This window comes from Mesorhizobium sp. M1428, from assembly GCF_040317515.1.
Classification (GTDB): domain Bacteria; phylum Pseudomonadota; class Alphaproteobacteria; order Rhizobiales; family Rhizobiaceae; genus Mesorhizobium.
Window position 1 is genome coordinate 232290 of sequence record NZ_JAMYKT010000009.1, and the last position, 14012, is coordinate 246301.

15 protein-coding genes and 1 tRNA gene are annotated in these 14012 nt (G+C 62.8%); 6 read left to right on the forward strand and 10 right to left on the reverse strand.

The window, feature by feature from the left end; genetic code table 11:
- Positions 1-22: 22 nt before the first annotated feature.
- On the reverse strand, positions 23-799 hold the full coding sequence (gene ubiE, locus NKG60_RS15675) for a bifunctional demethylmenaquinone methyltransferase/2-methoxy-6-polyprenyl-1,4-benzoquinol methylase UbiE (RefSeq protein ID WP_352665588.1): 777 nt from the start codon (positions 797-799) through the stop codon (positions 23-25).
- Positions 800-966: 167 nt separating this feature from the next.
- Between ubiE and NKG60_RS15680 the strand changes: the two genes are divergently transcribed.
- The 3 genes from NKG60_RS15680 to NKG60_RS15690 all read left to right on the forward strand — a co-directional run bounded on the left by NKG60_RS15680 (position 967) and on the right by NKG60_RS15690 (position 3366).
- Positions 967-1941 (forward strand): adenosine deaminase, encoded by a 975-nt coding sequence (locus tag NKG60_RS15680; RefSeq protein WP_352665589.1) that lies wholly within the window; start codon positions 967-969, stop codon positions 1939-1941.
- 134 nt (positions 1942-2075) lie between these two features.
- A complete protein-coding gene (gene upp / locus NKG60_RS15685; protein ID WP_352975115.1) occupies positions 2076-2705 on the forward strand; it encodes a uracil phosphoribosyltransferase in 630 nt (209 codons plus the stop codon).
- A 100-nt stretch (positions 2706-2805) separates the two neighbouring features.
- The gene (locus NKG60_RS15690) at positions 2806-3366 is read left to right on the forward strand and encodes a TIGR02281 family clan AA aspartic protease (RefSeq protein WP_352975117.1); all 561 of its coding nucleotides are present in this window, start codon (positions 2806-2808) and stop codon (positions 3364-3366) included.
- 68 nt (positions 3367-3434) lie between these two features.
- Here NKG60_RS15690 and deoA read toward each other — a convergent pair whose 3' ends face one another.
- From deoA to NKG60_RS15720, 6 genes are read right to left on the reverse strand one after another with little or no spacing between them, the layout of a single operon-like run.
- On the reverse strand, positions 3435-4754 hold the full coding sequence (deoA, locus tag NKG60_RS15695; RefSeq protein WP_352665591.1) for a thymidine phosphorylase: 1320 nt from the start codon (positions 4752-4754) through the stop codon (positions 3435-3437).
- Positions 4754-5572 (reverse strand): purine-nucleoside phosphorylase, encoded by an 819-nt coding sequence (locus NKG60_RS15700; protein WP_352665593.1) that lies wholly within the window; start codon positions 5570-5572, stop codon positions 4754-4756. The genes deoA and NKG60_RS15700 overlap by 1 nt, the downstream gene beginning before the upstream one ends.
- Complete coding sequence (gene cdd / locus NKG60_RS15705; protein WP_352488680.1) at positions 5569-5961, reverse strand: cytidine deaminase; 393 nt, start codon at positions 5959-5961, stop codon at positions 5569-5571. The genes NKG60_RS15700 and cdd overlap by 4 nt, the downstream gene beginning before the upstream one ends.
- A 6-nt stretch (positions 5962-5967) precedes the next feature.
- Positions 5968-6939: an ABC transporter permease gene (locus tag NKG60_RS15710; RefSeq protein WP_352516902.1), complete on the reverse strand. Its 972-nt coding sequence runs from the start codon at positions 6937-6939 to the stop codon at positions 5968-5970.
- 1 nt (position 6940) lies between these two features.
- Positions 6941-8080, reverse strand: coding sequence for an ABC transporter permease (locus NKG60_RS15715; protein WP_352867259.1), 1140 nt, complete (start codon positions 8078-8080; stop codon positions 6941-6943).
- On the reverse strand, positions 8077-9609 hold the full coding sequence (locus tag NKG60_RS15720; protein ID WP_352665595.1) for an ABC transporter ATP-binding protein: 1533 nt from the start codon (positions 9607-9609) through the stop codon (positions 8077-8079). Before NKG60_RS15720 ends, NKG60_RS15715 begins: the two co-directional genes overlap by 4 nt.
- 181 nt (positions 9610-9790) lie before the next feature.
- Here NKG60_RS15720 and NKG60_RS15725 point away from each other — a divergent pair, with 181 nt between their 5' ends.
- Positions 9791-10000, forward strand: coding sequence for a SlyX family protein (locus NKG60_RS15725; RefSeq protein WP_352665596.1), 210 nt, complete (start codon positions 9791-9793; stop codon positions 9998-10000).
- A 65-nt stretch (positions 10001-10065) separates the two neighbouring features.
- Here the strand turns inward: NKG60_RS15725 and NKG60_RS15730 are convergent, their stop codons facing one another.
- The 3 genes from NKG60_RS15730 to NKG60_RS15740 form a co-directional block, all read right to left on the reverse strand.
- Positions 10066-11055 (reverse strand): BMP family lipoprotein, encoded by a 990-nt coding sequence (locus tag NKG60_RS15730; protein WP_352488676.1) that lies wholly within the window; start codon positions 11053-11055, stop codon positions 10066-10068.
- A 214-nt stretch (positions 11056-11269) separates the two neighbouring features.
- The gene (msrA, locus tag NKG60_RS15735; RefSeq protein ID WP_352665597.1) at positions 11270-11932 is read right to left on the reverse strand and encodes a peptide-methionine (S)-S-oxide reductase MsrA; all 663 of its coding nucleotides are present in this window, start codon (positions 11930-11932) and stop codon (positions 11270-11272) included.
- Between the two features lie 66 nt (positions 11933-11998).
- The gene (locus NKG60_RS15740) at positions 11999-12322 is read right to left on the reverse strand and encodes a hypothetical protein (protein WP_352665598.1); all 324 of its coding nucleotides are present in this window, start codon (positions 12320-12322) and stop codon (positions 11999-12001) included.
- A 424-nt stretch (positions 12323-12746) separates the two neighbouring features.
- Here NKG60_RS15740 and NKG60_RS15745 point away from each other — a divergent pair.
- Both NKG60_RS15745 and NKG60_RS15750 read left to right on the forward strand, forming a co-directional pair.
- Positions 12747-12836, forward strand: a tRNA-Ser gene (locus NKG60_RS15745).
- 185 nt (positions 12837-13021) lie between these two features.
- Entirely contained in the window at positions 13022-13510 is a 489-nt protein-coding gene (locus NKG60_RS15750; RefSeq protein WP_352665599.1) for a GNAT family N-acetyltransferase, read from the forward strand.
- Positions 13511-14012 lie beyond the last annotated feature (502 nt).

Genomic DNA, 14012 nt, shown 5'->3' on the forward strand with positions numbered 1-14012 from the left:
GTTATGGAAATGCGGGCCAGCCTCAAAGCTTCCAGCCCGAATGAAGCGCGGCGATGCCGCCGGAATAATTGCGAAATGAGGCGCGCTCGAAGCCCGCGCGCGAGATCATCGCCGCGAAATTCTGCTGATTGGGAAATTTGCGGATCGATTCGACCAGATAGGAATATGGCTCGCCATCGCCGGTCACCGCCTTGCCGATCCGCGGGATGGCGTTGAACGACCATGCTTCATAGACCTTGTCGAGCAGCGGCATCTCGACCTCGGAAAATTCAAGGCAGAGAAAGCGCCCGCCAGGCTTCAGCACGCGATAGGCCTCGGCAAGCGCCACATCGATGCGCGGCACGTTGCGGATGCCGAAAGCGATGGTGTAGGCATCGAAAGTAGCGTCGGCAAAAGGCAGTTCCTCGGCATTGGCTTCGACGAAATCGGTATTTGCCGACAGGCCCTTTTTCTCGGCCCGGTCGCGGCCGACGGCGAGCATCGAGCCATTGATATCGAGAACCGTTGCATGAGCGTGCCTGCCGCTCGCCTCGACGATGCGGAAGGCGACATCGCCGGTGCCGCCGGCAACGTCGAGAACGCTCCAGCCCGGCCGCTTCGGTGGATTGAGCCAGGCGACCATGGCGTCCTTCCACAACCGATGCAGCCCGGCCGATATCAGATCGTTCATCAGGTCGTAGCGGTTCGCCACCTTGTGGAAAACATCATTGACCAGGGACTGTTTGTCGCCTGGTCCTACCCGCTTGAAACCATAGGAGGTTTCCATACCGCCCGCAGCAGTGGTTCTTTCAACCGACATCGTTTTGATCCGCCATAAAATCGGCGGGACCATAGCCGATCGATGGTGCGGGCGCTATTGTTTAAGGCGCGGTGTTCGGCCGCGCTTCGAAGCAGGTTCCGGAAAAGTGTCACACGGTTTTCCGACGGGAACTTGCGTCATAAGAAAAAGCCTGACGGGATAATCGAATGCCTTTGAAAGCAGAACTGCACTGCCACATCGAAGGGGCAGCGGCGCCTGAACTCGTCCTGCGCCAGGCTGAGAAATACGGCAAGGATGCCTCGCCCTACATCCAGGACGGCTCCTTCGTCTGGCACGATTTCACCTCTTTCCTCGCCGCCTACGACTTCTCCTCCGACCTGTTCCGCACCGAAGAAGACTATGCGCGGCTGGCCGATCACTACCTGACCAGCCTTGCCCGCGACGGCGCCATCTATTCCGAGGTTTTCACCTCGCCCGATCATGCCAGCAAGGCCGGGCTGTCGCCAAAGGCCTATACCGGCGCGCTCGGCGAAGGCATGGCCCGCGCCAAGGCGAAGACCGGCATCGAAGGCCGCATGATCGTCACCGGCGTGCGCAATTTCGGCGTCGAATCGATCGAGCGGGCGGCGCGTTTCGCCGCCCGCAGCGGGCATCCGCTGGTCACTGGCTTCGGCGTCGCCGGCGACGAGCGGATAGGCGATCTGGAAGATTATGTCAGGGCCTTCGAGATCGCCCGCGAGGCCGGCCTCGGCATCACCGTCCATGCCGGCGAATTGATGGGCTGGGAGAGCGTCGAGGCGGCACTCGACCACATCCGCCCATCTCGCATCGGCCATGGCGTGCGCGCCATCGAGAACCCCGATCTCGTGCGGCGCATCGCCGACGAAGGCGTCGTGCTCGAATGCTGCCCCGGCTCCAACATCGCCCTGAAAGTCTTCGACAGCTTCGCCGACCATCCCTTTCCTGCATTGCGGGCGGCGGGCTGCAAGGTGACGCTCAACTCCGATGACCCGCCCTATTTCTGGACCTCGCTGAAACGCGAATACGACATCGCCGCCGAGCATTTTGCGATGGACGACAAGGCGCTCACCGCCGTCACCAGGACGGCCATCGAGGCAGCCTTCGTCGACAGGAAGACCAGGGCGGCGCTGCTGGGCAGGCTCGGCGCCAAGGGCAGGTGAGTGGTGAATGGATCGCCCGCGCTTCGGTTCGTCAACCGCGAGTTTTTCCGCGCAACCAAGGACTCGCAAACCAGTTCACTATTCACTATTCACCATTCACCATTCACTATTCACCTGCGCAGTTGGAGAACACCATGAAGGGCGTCACCGTCGTCGACCATCCGCTTGTCCAGCACAAGCTGACCATCATGCGCAAGAAGGAAACCTCGACGGCCGGCTTCCGGCGGCTGCTACGCGAGATCTCGCTGCTGCTCGGTTACGAGGTCACCCGCAATCTGGAACTGACGACGACGACGATCGAGACGCCGATCGAGACGATGGAGGCGCCGACGCTGGAGGGCAAGAAACTGGTCTTCGCCTCGGTGCTGCGCGCCGGCAACGGCCTGCTCGAAGGGCTGCTCGATCTGGTGCCAGCGGCGCGTGTCGCCCATATCGGCCTCTACCGCGACCATGAAACGCTGGAAGCGGTCGAGTATTTCTTCAAGGCGCCGGGCGACCTCGCCGACCGGCCGGTGATCGTCGTCGACCCGATGCTGGCGACCGCCAATTCGGCGATCGCGGCGATCGACAAGCTGAAAGGCCGCGGCGCCACCAACATCCGCTTCCTCTGCCTGTTGGCGGCACCAGAGGGCCTCGAGCGGTTTACCCAGGCGCATCCCGATGTTCCGGTCTTCACCGCTTCCATCGACCGCCAACTCAACGAGAAGGGCTACATCATGCCGGGTCTCGGCGATGCCGGCGACCGCATGTACGGCACCAAATAGGTCCGTTTACCGACTGTTTACGCAAACGGCTGGTTTCCGCATTCGTTAAAGCGGCAAACACCATATCGGACTAAGGATCGGCAACCACAAAGGCCGGTCCATGCTGCGCAAGCTTCTCATCCTTGGCGTGTTTGCCGGAACGTCGGCATCGCTGCCGATCGCCTATCAGTCGAATCCACAGGTAATCGAGCGGCTGTTGAAATCCGCCATCGGAGCCAAGCCGGCCGACACCCAAACCGACCTGAACCTCGCCGCCGTTCCGGACAGGCCGGCGACGCCGCAGCCGCTCGGCCGCAAGGTCGTCGTCACCGCGGACGCGCGCGGGCATTTCATGTCGGCCTTCAAGTTGAACGGCCGCCAGATCGACGGCATGATCGATACCGGCGCGACGCTCGTCGCCATCAACAGCTCGACCGCACGCAGGATCGGCATCTCGCTCAATTCGGCGGACTTCAGCCATCAGGTCAACACCGCCAACGGTGCGATCAAGGCCGCCGTGGTGACGATCGACCGCCTGCAGATCGGCAGGATCACCGTCGAGGGCGTCGAGGCCGTCGTGCTCGACGACAGGGCGCTGCACACCAACCTGATCGGCATGAGCTTTCTGCAGCGGCTCGAAAAATACCAGGTCGAAGACGGCACGCTGCTGCTGGTTCAGTAGACCGTGATCCCGAAAAAGTGGGGACCGGTTTTCGGAGATAGAGCTCATCCGATACCATCGGAATGGCTCTACCCGCGCGGCAGAATCCGCCGGATGACGGTTTTCTCCGTGGCCGGTTTGGAAGTCCCGATCGTATAGGCCGCGACCACGGCGGCCGCGGCCGCTTCGGCATCCCCGGTATTGCGGGCATGGACCAGCGCCAGCGCTTCGCAGGCCCGCACTTCCGCGCCGACCGGCAACAGCCTGGTGATGCCGACCGCGTGATCGATCTTGTCGTCCGGCCGCGTCCGCCCGCCGCCAAGCCCGACCACCGCAAGCCCGATCTCGCGGGTCGCGATGCCGGTGACAAAGCCGTTGGCGCTCGCTTTGACCGCGAATTCCGTTGCCGCCTTCGGCAGATATTTTTCGGGATTGTCGACAAAGTCGGCCGGACCGCCGAGTGCCGCCACCATGCGCGCGAAGATGGCAGCGGCGCGGCCGCCGGCCAGCGTCTCGGCGGCGCGGCGCAAGCCGTCCTGGTTGGACGACACCAGGCCTGCCGATTGCAGCATCTCGGCGGCCAGCGCCAGCGTCACGTCCTCAAGCCGCCCGTCGCGAAAGCGGCCGGTGAGAAAATCGACGGCGTTGCGCACCTCGACCGCATTGCCGGCGGCGGACGCCAGCGGCTCGTTCATGCCGGTGACCAACGCCGAGGCCTTCAGGCCGGCGCCATTAGCGACCTCGACCAGGCTATTGGCCAGGGTGGTTGCGTCGCGCGATTTCTCCATGAAGGCGCCGTTGCCGACCTTGACGTCAAGCACCAGCGAATTGAGGCCGGCGGCCAGCTTCTTCGACAGGATCGAGGCCGTGATCAGCGGCACCGATTCCACCGTTCCCGTCACATCGCGGATGGCGTAGAGCCTGGCGTCGGCGGGTGCCAGATCAGCGGTCTGGCCGATGATGGCGCAGCCAGTTTCGAGCACGGTCTTGCGGAAGCGCGCAACATCCGGCTGGCTGATATAACCGGGGATCGCATCCATCTTGTCCAGTGTGCCGCCGGTATGGCCCAGACCCCTGCCGGAAATCATCGGCACATAGGCGCCGCAGGCAGCGACGATCGGCGCCAGCATCAAGGAGACATTGTCGCCGACGCCGCCCGTCGAATGCTTGTCGGTGACCGGGCCGGGCAGATCCGACCAGTCGAGCACATCGCCGGAATCGCGCATCGCCATTGTCAGCGCCACCGCCTCGTCGCGGCTCATGCCATTGAAGAATACCGCCATGGCGAAAGCGCCGACCTGCGCGTCGGTGACGGTGCCGGCGGTCAGGCCCTCGATGAAGAACGCTGTCTCCTCAGCCGAGAGCTTCTGGCCATCGCGCTTGCGGCGGATGATTTCCTGGGGAAGCATCAGGCTTCGATCCTGTGCTCCGGAAGCCCGTCCTGAAAAACACGCTGCAGGATGGTCGCCAGCCGCGCGCCGCCGACCGGCGCCATGTCCTTGGTCTCCTGATGCGACAGCTCGGCTCCGGTCATGCCGGCGGCAAGGTTGGTCACGACCGAACAGGCGGCGACGCGCAGCCCGAGGAAGCGGGCGAGAATGACCTCCGGCACCGTCGACATGCCGACCGCGTTGGCGCCCATGACGCGCGCCATGCGGATCTCGGCGGGCGTCTCGAAGCATGGGCCGGAGAACCACATATAGACGCCCTTGTGCAGCGTGGTACCGGTGGCCTTCGCCGCCTGCTCGATGGCGGAGCGGAGACCGGCGTCGTAGGCTTCGGTCAGGCCGACGAAACGGCGGTCGCTCGGTTCGCCGATCAGCGGGTTGGAGCCCGAGAAATTGATGTGGTCGGTGATCAGCATCACCGAGCCCGGACCCATCCCGGGATCGACCGAACCGGCGGCGTTGGTGAGGATCAGCCTGGAGATGCCGAGGCCGGCGAGCACCTCGAGTGCCGGCCGCATCGCGGCCGCGTTGCCGTGCTCGTAATAATGCGCCCGGCCGGACAGCATCAGCACCGGCGTGCCGGCAAAGAGCCCGGCCACCACCTCGCCGGCATGGCCGCTGACGCCGCTTCGGGGAAACCCCGGCAAGTCGGCGTAGGAGATGCGCACCGCATCCTGGACCTGGTCGACAAGCCCGCCAAGCCCTGACCCCAGCACCAAGGCGGTGGTCGGCGCCAGCCCGTCCAGCCTTTCGACCAGGTGATCGAGCGCTTCCTTCATTTCAGCACATCGCCTTCAAACCCGTATGGCAGCAACTCGCCCATGGTCACGGTCTCGACCACACCGCTATCATCGCAAAGATAGAACTTCGTTTCCGGCCGGCAAAATTCGGCCAGCCGCTGCCGGCAGCCGCCGCAGGGCGAGCATTTTGCCACGCGTTCGGCGATCACGGCGATTTCCGTGATTTTGCCGCCGCCGCCCATGATGTAGTTGGCAAGTGCGGTGGTTTCAGCGCACCAGCCCTCCGGATAGGACGCGATCTCGACATTGGCGCCGGTGAAGACACGGCCGTCCTCGGTGCGCAACGCCGCGCCGACCGGAAATTTCGAATAGGGCGCATAGGCCTTGGCCATGGCGGCTTTCGCCGCTTCGAACAGATCATGAGCCATGATAAATCAGCGTTCCTTGACATAAGGCACGCCGCCGGCGCGCGGCGGGATTGCCTTGCCGATGAAGCCTGCAAGCAGGATGACGGTCAGCACATAGGGCAGCGCCTGCATGAATTGCACCGGCACCTTGCCGATCAGCGGCAGCGGCGTGCCTTGCAGGCGGATCGACGCCGCGTCGAGGAAGCCGAACAGCAGGCAGGCGAACATGGCATTGACCGGCTTCCATTTGGCGAAGATCAGCGCGGCCAGCGCGATGTAACCCTTGCCGGCGGTCATGTCCTTCACGAAGCCGCCATTCTGCACCATCGACAGATAGGCGCCGGCAATGCCGGTGAGCACGCCGGTGCAGATCAGCGCCCGGTAGCGCAGCCAGGCGACGGATATGCCGGCGGTATCGACCGCGGCCGGGTTCTCGCCGACGGCGCGCAGGCGCAAGCCGAAGCGGGTGCGAAACAGCACCCACCAGGTGAACGGCACGGCCAGGAAGGCGAGATAGACCAGCACGGAGTGGCCGGAGATGAGTTCCGAATAGATTGGCCCGAGGATCGGCACGCTCCTGAGCGCATCCGCGCCAGGCCAGATGATTGCTTCGAAGCGCTCGCCGGCGGCCAGCGCCGGCGTGCGCCCGCCTTGCTGGAACCAGGCCTGGCCGAGCATGATCGTCGATCCGGCGGCAATGAAATTGATCGCGACACCAGAGACGATCTGGTTGCCGCGATGGGTGATCGAGGCAAAGCCGTGGATCAGCGCGAAGGCAACCGAGATGAGGATGGCCATGCCGAGGCCGAGATAAGCCGAGTGGAAGACCGAGGCGGCGGCCGCACCGGCGAAGGCGCCGACCAGCATCTTGCCCTCGAGCCCAATATCGAAGACGCCGGCGCGCTCCGAATAGAGGCCGGCGAGGCAGGCGAGCAGCAAAGGGACCGACAGGCGGATGGTCGAGTCCAGGACCTGTACGATGGCGTTGAAGAAATCCATCTCAGGCGCCCTTCCCCTTGACCGCTTCCATGCCGACCGATCTCGGGCTGAGCGAGGCGAACAGCGCCTGGACATAAGGCCGGAACATATGCTCGAGCGCGCCGGCGAACAGGATGACCAGGCCCTGGATGATAACGATCATGTCGCGGCTGATCGCCGGCATCTCGAAGGCGAGCTCGGCGCCGCCCTGGTAGAGCATGCCGAACAATATTGCGGCAAGCACGATGCCGACCGGGTGCAGGCGTCCCATCAGTGCCACCGCAATGCCGACGAAACCGGCGCCCGAAACGAATTCGAGCGCGACATTGTGCTGGTCGCCCATCGTCGGGTTGAGCGCCATCATGCCGGCCAGTGCGCCCGAGATCATCATGGCGATGATGATGATACGTATCTCCGAAATGCCGGCATAACGCGCCGCTTTCGGGCTGTGGCCATAGGTGCGCATCTCATAGCCCAGCTTGGTGCGCCAGATCAGGGCCCACACCAGAAAGGCCATGGCCAGCGCCAGCAGCGAGCTGACATTGAATGGCGCCGAACGGATCTTGGCGCCGAACAATTCGATGACCCAGTTGAGCTTCGGCAATTGTGCGCCTTCGAGGAAGGTACGCGTCTGCGGCGCCATCGAGCCGGGCGGCTTCAGCATGCCCACCAGAGCATAGACCATGACACTAGCGGCGATGAAATTGAACATGATGGTGGTGATGACGATGTGCGAGCCGCGCTTGGCCTGCAGATAGGCCGGGATCAGCGCCCACAGCGCGCCCATCGCCGCGGCGGCGACAATGGCAATCGGGAAGGTCAGCCACCAGGGCAGCACGCTGTCGAAGGTCAGGCAAACGATGCCGATGCCGAGACCGGCGATATAGCCCTGGCCCTCGCCACCGATGTTGAACAGGCCGCAATGCGCCGCAACCGCCACCGAAAGCCCGCTGAAGATGAAGGTGGTGGCATAGAAAAGCGTGAACGCGATGCCTTGGCCGCGACCGAATGCACCCTCGACCAGGACGACGGCTGCGCGCAGCGGGTTCTCGCCGACCAATATGACGACGAAGCCGGCAACGACGAAGGCGACGAATAGATTGATCAGCGGGATCAGCACGTAATCGGCCCAGGCCGGCAGCTTGGCATAGGGAGTGCTCACTCGGCGGCCTCCCGATGCTCGACGCCGGCCATCAGCAGACCGAGCTCACCCTCGGTCGCCTCCGGGCCGCGCTCGCCGACGATGCGGCCGGCGAACATGACCAGGATGCGGTCGGAAAGCGAGCGGATCTCGTCGAGCTCGACCGAAACCACCAGCACCGCCTTGCCCTGGTCGCGCATGGCGATGAGGCGCTTGTGGATGAATTCGATGGCGCCGACATCGACGCCGCGCGTCGGCTGACCGACGATCAACACGCCGGGATCTTGTTCCATTTCCCGCGCCAGCACGATCTTCTGCTGGTTGCCGCCGGAGAAATTGGCGGTCTTGAGGCGGCAGTCGGCCGGTCGGATGTCGTATTTGACGATCTTGTCCCTGGCATCGTTACGGATGGCGTCGATGTCGAGGAACGGCCCCTTCAGATAGCGCTCGTCGTCCTGGTAGCCGAGAATCGAATTCTCGTTCTCCTCGAAGGCCAGCACCAGGCCGACATGATGGCGGTCCTCCGGCACATGGGCAAGGCCGCGCTCGCGCAACTCACCGGGATCGGCGGCGCCGGTCAGGTCGATCGGCTTTCCGTCGAGCATAACGGAGCCCGAAACGGCGTGCCTGATGCCGGAAATCGCCTCGAGCAGTTCGGACTGCCCGTTGCCGGCGACGCCGGCAATGCCGACGATCTCGCCGGCATGGACGTCGAAGGAGACGTCGTCGACCATGGTGACGCCGCGGGAATCCTTCACCGTCAGGTTCTTGACCGCGAGCTTGACGCCGCCGGCCTTCGCCTCGCCCTTCTCGACGCGCAGCAGCACGCGCCGGCCGACCATCAGCTCGGCCAGCTCCTCGACCGTGGTCTTCCTGGTTTCGCGCGTCGCCACCATCGTGCCCCGGCGCATCACCGAGACCGTGTCGGTGATCGCCATGATCTCGCGCAGCTTATGGGTGATCAGCACGATCGTCTTGCCCTGCTCCTTCAACTGCCTGAGGATGCGGAACAGATGGTCGGCCTCGGCCGGCGTCAGCACGCCTGTCGGCTCGTCGAGAATCAGGATCTCGGCGCCGCGATAGAGCGCTTTGAGGATTTCGACGCGTTGCTGCAGGCCGACCGGCAACTCCTCGATGATCGCGTCCGGATCGACTTCGAGCCCGTATTCGCGCTCGAGCCGCTCCAGCTCGGAACGCGCCTTGGCGATGCTCTTCTTCAGCAGCGCATCGCTTTCGGCGCCGAGAATGACGTTTTCCAGCACCGAGAAATTGTCGACCAGCATGAAGTGCTGATGCACCATGCCGATGCCGAGCGCGATCGCATCGTTCGGCGTCTTGATCGATGCCGGCTGGCCGCCGACACGGATTTCGCCGGAATCGGCCTGGTAGAAACCATAGAGGATCGACATCAGCGTCGACTTGCCAGCGCCGTTTTCGCCGACGATGCCATGGATGGTGCCGCGCATAATCTCCAGATTGATGTCGCGGTTGGCGCGCACGGCGCCAAAGCTCTTGTCGATGCCGATCAGCTCGATTGCGGCTTGCGCCATGCAGCCTGTTCCCACTGTTATTTTTTTACCGCTTGGTCAAACGCCTAGCATGACGCCCAGTCTGTGCCAATTGGGTCCGTACCGATTGGCCGGAGCAGGGTTCACTCTCGACAAATCCCGCCATGCTTGTCAATTTCCAACGTGGCCGCAGCCTGCACAATCGCCTGATCGAGGATTTCAAATGACCATGCCCGAGGATCGGCTGACGACGCTGGAAATCCGCGCCGCCGAGCAGGAGAAGACGGTCGAGGAACTGTCCGGCCAGATCGCCGAGCAGTGGAAGGTGATCGAGCGCATGCAGCGCAAGCTCGACGCGCTGGCCGAGCGCTTCCTGGCGCTGGAGGAACAGGCCGCACCCGACGTGCCGGTGACCAAGCCGCCGCACTGGTGAGCGGCTGACAATGCAAAACCGCCGGGCTTTCACCCGGCGGCTCGTCAGTCTGCAATGTCGATCAATCAATACGGGCAGGCATTGTCCGACATGTAGTCGTGCACCTTGATGGTGCCGGCAATGATGTCGGCCTTGGCTTTTTCGACCGCCGCTTTCATCGCATCGTCGACAAGCGCCTTGTTGTTGTCGTCCATGGCGTAGTCGACGCCGCCTTCCTTGAGGCCGAGATCGTTGACGCCTGCCGTGAACTTGCCGTTCTTGGCATCCATGAAGGTGTTGTAGACGGCAACGTCGACGCGCTTGACCATGGAGGTCAGCACCTTGCCGGGCTGCAGGCCGTTCTGGTTGGAATCGACGCCGATGCCGAGCTTGCCGGCGTCGGCCGCTGCCTGCAGCACACCGACACCGGTGCCGCCTGCCGCTGCGTAGACCACGTCGGCGCCCTGGTCGATCTGCGTCTTGGCGATCTCGCCGCCCTTGGCCGGATCGTTCCAGGCTGCCGGCGTATCGCCGGTCATGTTCTGGATGACGTCGGTGGCGCCGGCCGCCTTGGCGCCGCCGACATAGCCGCAGCCAAACCTGCGGATCAGCGGAATGTCCATGCCGCCGACGAAGCCGACCTTCTTGGTCTTGGAAGCCATCGCCGCCATCACGCCGACGAGGTACGAGCCTTCCTGCTCCTTATAGACCAGGGAGCGGACATTGGGCTTGTCGACGACCATGTCGATGATGGCGAATTTGGTATCGGGGAACTCGGTGGCGATCTTGTCGAGCGCGTCAGCCCAGGAGAAGCCCGCCATGACGATCGGGTTGCGGCCGTCCTCGGCGAAGCGGCGCAGCGCCTGCTCGCGCTGGGTGGCGTTGCTGACCTCGAATTCCACATAGGGGATGCCGGTCTCGGTCTTGAACTTTTCAGCGCCGTGGAAGGACGCCTCGTTGAACGACTTGTCGAACTTGCCGCCGAGATCGTAGAGGATCGCGGGTTGAATATCCGCGGCGAAGGCCGGAAGAACCATTGCAGCTGCGGCCATGAGGCCAAGTACGATACGTTTCATGTGATCCACACCCCTGTCGGTTATTTGTCCATTATGCACCGCATGCCGGCCCGGTTCTCCGGCAGGCATGCGGCGTCAGGCAGGAGTGTCTTCCTCCCGCTTCGGGTCAATTTGGCACGGCCCGAAACAAAATTCACGTGGAATTTTGACCCTTTGGAAAAGCATGGCGCCGCATCGCGGCGCCACAGCATATTCATTGCGTCAGGGCGTAAGATCAGGCGGAGGCGGCGGCCGGAATGGCGCAGGAGACGCCGGTTCCCTGCAGGCCGCAATAGCCGTAGGGGTTCTTCGCCAGATATTGCTGGTGGTCTTCCTCGGCGAAGTAGAATTCCGGCGCCGGCGCGATCTCGGTGGTGATCTTGCCGCGGCCGGCGCCGCGCAGCGAAGCCTCGTAGGCATCGCGCGAGGCGATCGCAGCCTGGTACTGCGCGTCGCTGAACGTATAGATCGCCGAGCGGTAGGTGGTGCCGACATCATTGCCCTGGCGCATGCCTTGCGTCGGGTCGTGACTTTCCCAGAACAGCTTCAAAAGCTCGGCATAGGACACGATCTTCGGATCGTAGACGACGAGCACGACTTCGGCATGGCCGGTGAGCCCGGTGCAGGTTTCCTGATAGGTCGGATTGGGCGTCACGCCGCCCGCATAGCCGGCCGCCGTGACCCAGACGCCCTCGACCTGCCAGAACAGGCGCTCGGCGCCCCAGAAGCAACCCAGCCCGAACATCGCCGTTTCCATCCCTTCGGGATAAGGACCCTTGAGCGGCCTGTTCGAGACAAAGTGCTTCGACGCCGTCGGGATCGGCCGGTCGCGGCCCGGCAACGCCTCGGAGGGCTTCGGCAGGTTGAGCTTCTTGTTCAGCATGTCGCTGAGAAACATGTGCGGGTTCCTTTTCTTCTTGGTTGAGCTTTTCCCGCGACGCAGGGGCCGGGAAAGCTGGAAATTTCAGGTTGCGGCGAACCGCCCGCTGGGGCGCTGCCGCCTGTAGCCGATGGCATAAAGAATAAACGCCAGCACCGCGAACACGGCGAAGCCGGGCTGGCTGAGCACCCAGGCGATGGCACCGTCCCACAGCAACGGATTGACCTTGTCGCGGACGAAGCTTTCGAAGGCGCTGCGCGTATCCGGCGAGACCGCGAGCCAGCTGGTATTGAGCGGGGTCATCACCAGCGCCGAAGCCGCCACCGAGCGGGTCGCGTCGAGCACGGCCATGATGACCGAAACCGAAAGCGAGACCATTGCAGCGAGACGAAAGACGAAGCGGAACATCCGGACCCTTCCTCCCCAGGAGTTTATCAGAATGTCGTATCGGACTGTTAGATAGGATCTACTTGCTTGGCCTGCAATCGCGACACGCGAAGTTGAACCCGCGACCGCCGGTTCGCCGGAACCGGTGGCCCGCCGGACGGCAAGCACACCTCCACCAATCGTTTCGATGCGCTCCCAATGGGTGCTCCGATAACATGGACTGAGCATCCCTATCCGGCAAAGCGAATAGACTGCCGTTATGTCTTGGCATTCGGCACCGGATCGACTAGATGAGCCCCGCGCCTGTTGCTTTAACGGCTCAGGTGCGGGAAAGGGTATCCGCTGGTTGACGGCGCCCACGGCCGGAATCCGGTCCGGACTCCCAAGGGAGATGCATCTCCCCAACCCGCGCGGCGAAACCGGCCGCAGCGAAAATGCTAAAGACGGAGAGGTGGCCGAGTGGTTGAAGGCGCACGCCTGGAAAGTGTGTTTACGGGAGACCGTAACGCGGGTTCGAATCCCGCTCTCTCCGCCAGATAATCCCAAGAAACCCTTTATTTTCGGGGCGTTTGGTAAGGTTCGATTAGTAGCCTACTAATCACTAGGGTCAAATCTCCATCAACTGGCTGCCGCCAATGGCCGAGATGGGCGGAAGACCGACATTCGTTGACAGAAAGACATCACCGTCGCAGCGTTGTCTAAAAACGGGGAGGTTTCTCGATGTCAGTGGAAGTTCGGGCTGCCTCGGAGGCAGACTTTGACGCGCTCGTTCGGCTCAATCAGGTGGTTCAGAGTCTCCATGCTGAATTGCATCCAGACGTTTTCAAACAGGCAGCCGATCCGTCTGCGGTGAGGACATTCTTAGCAGCGCGGCTGGCTGATCCGAGGAGCTCGATCGCGATTGCTGAGATTGATCGTGCTCCAGTCGGCTACGTCTGGTTTGAAATTCAGTCGCTGCCAGAAACGCCGTTTATTTTCCCTCGGCCCCGGATCTATGTGCACCACATCTCGGTTATGCCGGAAGCTCGTCGTCGTGGAGTTGCCACAGCTTTGATGTGCCATGTTGAACAGCGAGCTGCTTGCGCAGGTATTGACGAAATTGCGATGGGCATCTGGGCAGCCAATCTCGACGCGCGGCATTTCTTTGGGTCGCAAGGATGCGTTCCGTACAACATTGCACTTCGCAAGAAGCTTGCGAGAGTCAGCTAAGGGTCAGCAAGCGGACCTTTTTCTTCAGCGATGGCACGACTTGCAACAAAATTGGCAATTCTGTCTTCTGCAACTAACGGCAGTATCCTGCCCATCTAGCGCAGCCATAAGTTTGCGTCGTTTCTCCAACGTGTTCCCGCGCCGGTAAGCCGCCTCAGGACCTCAGATGCGACATGTGCCAAGGCGCTTAGTTCGTTATGGTTCGCGGCATGCGGACCACCGCTCTCTCCGCTAGCAAATCACAAATCCAGAACCGTGACAGCGACGACAGTTCGCTCCAACTGTAGATCAGCCCGCACCCAACCGGCCCGCGCTCCACCAGAGCACGGGCTTTGATAGGCTCTGCACTGTCGCTACGCGTCTAGCGCGGAACCGCTTGTATTCCCGCGACTGAGCGCTCTGTTTCGGTGGAGAAAAGTAAGCGGTGTTCTCAGGCCACGGCCTTGAGCTCGAGCTTGTTGATGTAGACCCAAGGCAGGAGATCGTCGATCTGGCTGTTGGG